The organism is Propionicimonas sp., from assembly GCF_047606205.1.
In the GTDB taxonomy this organism is placed as follows: Bacteria; Actinomycetota; Actinomycetes; order Propionibacteriales; family Propionibacteriaceae; genus Propionicimonas.
Window position 1 is genome coordinate 1 of record NZ_JASGES010000020.1, and the last position, 3,163, is coordinate 3,163.

Below are 3,163 nucleotides of genomic sequence, written 5' to 3' on the forward strand. Positions count from 1 at the left end.
CGGAACGCCGCCGCGGCACCGGTGCGTCCGCCCGCCGCAGGCCGAGCGAGCGCCGTGACCCCGCGCCCCGGGGCGCCCGGACGTCCCTCACCCTGGAGGCGATCCTCGCCCGGGCGATCGACATCCTCGACGCCGACGGGGTCGACGGGCTCACCCTGCGCCGGCTGGCCGGAGAACTCGGCGCCGGCGCGGCGTCGGTGTACTGGCATGTCGACGACAAGGACGAGCTGCTCCGGCTGGCCTACGAGGCCGTCGCCGGCCCGCCGGTGCGCGCGGCGCTGGAGCGGCCGATCGACCCCGGGACCTGGCGGGACGGCGTCCGCGCGGCCGGACTGGCGATCTTCGAGGTGATCGAGGGCCACCCCTGGGTGGTGGAGGTCATGGCCGGGGAACAACGCGGCTGGATCGTGATCCTGGTCTGGGACCGGATCGGGCAGCTGCTCACCTCCCTCGGCTTGAGCGATGAGGCGACGTTCGGCGCGGTCACGGCGCTGATGGGAGTGTTCGGTGTGGCGGGGCTGGGCGCCGTCAACAATGCCCGCAGCAGCGACGACCGGGAGGCGCGGTTGAGCCGGGGGGCCGGCGAGCTCGCCGCCCTCGACCCCGCCGAGTTCCCGTTCGTCAGCCGGACGATCCCGCTCTACCGGCGGCACGGGGAGCGGGAACAGTTCCTCGGCGGCCTCGAACTCGTGATGGACGGCATCGAGGCCGGGCTCGCCGGGGAGAACCGACCCGGCTGAGCCGTCCTGGCCATCGCTCAGCGCGGCCCGGGCACCCGGGCGCGGACGCTCGCCGGCCGCGGCGGGGACGGCACTGCCGCTCTCGAGGCTGCGGCCGGCCTCCGGGCGAAGACCAGCCGCCGCTGCAGGACGAAGCCGGCCAGGAACAGCGACGTCTCCGTGACCAGCTTGGCCAGCACCACCCCGAGCACGGGCGTGAGCAGTTCCATCAGGGTGAGGTTGGCCAGCAGGACGCTTGCGGCGAGCAGTGCGTACCGGCGCACGGAGCGCCACAGCGGCGCGTCCGCCGCAGCGAAGACGAGGCGGCGGTTGAGCAGGAAGTTGACCGAGCCGCTGACCAGCCGGGCCGCCACGACGGAGAGCGCGAGGTTCGCGGTCAGCGCGTACAGCGCGAACACCAGCGTCGCGTCCACGCCGAACCCGGCCAGCGAGGATCCGGCGAATGCCAGCAGCGGACGGTAGATCCGCACCGAGTCGCGGACCGGCCGGAAGTGCGAGGACGCGTTACCGGCGAGGTACACCGTCGCGATGTCGACCTCACGGACGCGCAGGCCCTCCCGGCTCGCGCGCAGCAGGAGCTCCAGCTCGTACTCGAACCGGTCGCCGGGCACGTCCAGCAGCCAACCGAGCATGCGGTGGGGGTAGCCGCGCAGCCCGGTCTGGGTGTCGCGCACCCGCGTTCCCGTCACCAGGGCGAACACGCCTCGGGTCACCCCGTTGCCGAACCGGCTGCGCAGCGGGACGCGACCGGTGAACCGGCGCGCGCCGAGCACCATGTCGGACGCGTCGTCGACCGCCGCCGCGACCTTGAGGATGTCCAGCAGGGTGTGCTGTCCGTCGCTGTCGGCACAGACCACCGCCTCGCCGGGGCGCACCTGGCGGATGTGGGCGAACCCCGTCCGCAGCGCCGCGCCCTTGCCCCGGTTGTACGGATGGGTGAGTACCTCCGCGCCCGCGCGGCGGGCGGCGTCGACATGGCGCGCGGATGCGGGTCCGCTGCCGTCGTCCACCACCACGACGTGCAGGCCGGCCACACCGGCCAGGTCGGCCACCAGCCGTGGCAGCCGCTCGTCCGGCTCGTAGCTCGGGATCAGGACGATCACGGCCTCACCCCGCCACGTAGAGGATGTCGGAGGTGCCGCGCTCCTGCTCTCGGCCCAGTGGGTTGTTCACCAACGTGGAGTTGAAGACCATCGCGGACGAACCGCCGCCGTCGAGGTTGTACGCGACATCGGCGCCCAGGTCGACGAAGAGCTGAGCGAACTCGCTCATGGTGACGCCCCGGCTGTAGCCGGTACTGCGTCCATCCACGACGACGAAGAGGAAGTGGTTGTCCGCGATCGCCCCGACGCCGGTACGGGGCTGGCGTCCCTGTACCGAGTGGTTGCCGAGGTTGGTGTCGATCTCGACGTCGTCGATCCCCTCGACGACGGCTCCGTCCGCAACGAGTCCCGGCCCGAAGGAGAGGGTGTTCCAGGCGCCACCGGCCAGCAGCCGCGCCGCGTCGGTCGTGGTCTCGTCGTAGAGCCGCATCGACCCGTCCGTGCCGAACACGAGCCCCTGACGGGCCCCCACGTCACGGTAGGCGACGCCATTTCGGATCACGATGCCGGTGTCGCGGAAGCCGTAGTAGTCGCCGTTGATGGCGAGCACGGCGTTGACGTCCGCGGCGATGTCGGAGGGGTCGGCGATGATGTTCTCACCGAACTCGTCGTCGGCGAAGGCCGAGCGCACGATGGTGGCGTCGCTGACCGTGATGTCGGCGACGAACCAGGCCAGCGCCTCGTCCCCCGACCCGGACGTGTGCTTCGTGACGCGGATGGACGCCGTGTCGGAGGTGTAGCTGTCGGCCGTGCTGGTGCCGCCCGCGTCCGCCGTGGCGACGGTCACGCCCGCCTGCTGCGAGGAGGCGTTGGTCACCTCGACGTGCTCGATGACGTAGCGGTCCAGCGCCCACGCGGCGCCTCCTCCGACGGCGACCAGCCCGCCGAGGCCCGCCGTCAGGAACGTGCGCCGGCCCAGCCGGCGCGAGCGCTTCCCGTCCCCTGCCGGAGCCGCGGTGGACGGAGCCGACCCGGACGGTGGCGCCGCGCACTCCCGGGGGCCGTCCCCGGTCGTGTCGGGTGCCTGCGACGTGGTCTGTGCGGTCATGCGACCAGTTCACGCGTCGCCCTTGTGAGCCTCCTGTGACAGCCACGTGCCACCGGAGTGAATCCGACTCCCCCACCGCCGCCGGCCACGCATCCGCGGCAAGGACTACCTGATCGGCATCGACGTCTCCCCCCACGCCCTTGCTCCCGAAAGGTGGCTTTGCTCCCGGAATTCCGGTAGCAAAGCCGCCTTTCGGGAGCGAACGCGCGGGGCGAGGCAAGCGGCGGGGCGAGGACGGCGGCGGGGGGTCAGCCGGTGCTGTCGCCGCCGCC

The 3,163-nt window shown here is 72.6% G+C and carries 3 protein-coding genes; 1 reads left to right on the top strand and 2 read right to left on the bottom strand.

Annotation, left to right across the window (positions count from 1 at the left end):
- Window positions 1–740 (top strand): TetR/AcrR family transcriptional regulator (locus tag QM633_RS01285; RefSeq protein ID WP_415151908.1); only part of this gene is annotated, 740 nt, incomplete at its 5' end.
- Window positions 741–757: 17 nt separating this feature from the next.
- On the opposite strand, the gene QM633_RS01290 is transcribed toward QM633_RS01285, so the two are convergent.
- Together QM633_RS01290 and QM633_RS01295 are read right to left on the bottom strand one after the other, a co-directional pair.
- Window positions 758–1,843, bottom strand: a complete 1,086-nt coding sequence (locus tag QM633_RS01290) for a glycosyltransferase (protein WP_415151909.1) — start codon at window positions 1,841–1,843, stop codon at window positions 758–760.
- 4 nt (window positions 1,844–1,847) lie between these two features.
- On the bottom strand, window positions 1,848–2,891 hold the full coding sequence (locus QM633_RS01295) for a phosphodiester glycosidase family protein (protein ID WP_415151910.1): 1,044 nt from the start codon (window positions 2,889–2,891) through the stop codon (window positions 1,848–1,850).
- Window positions 2,892–3,163: the final 272 nt, after the last annotated feature.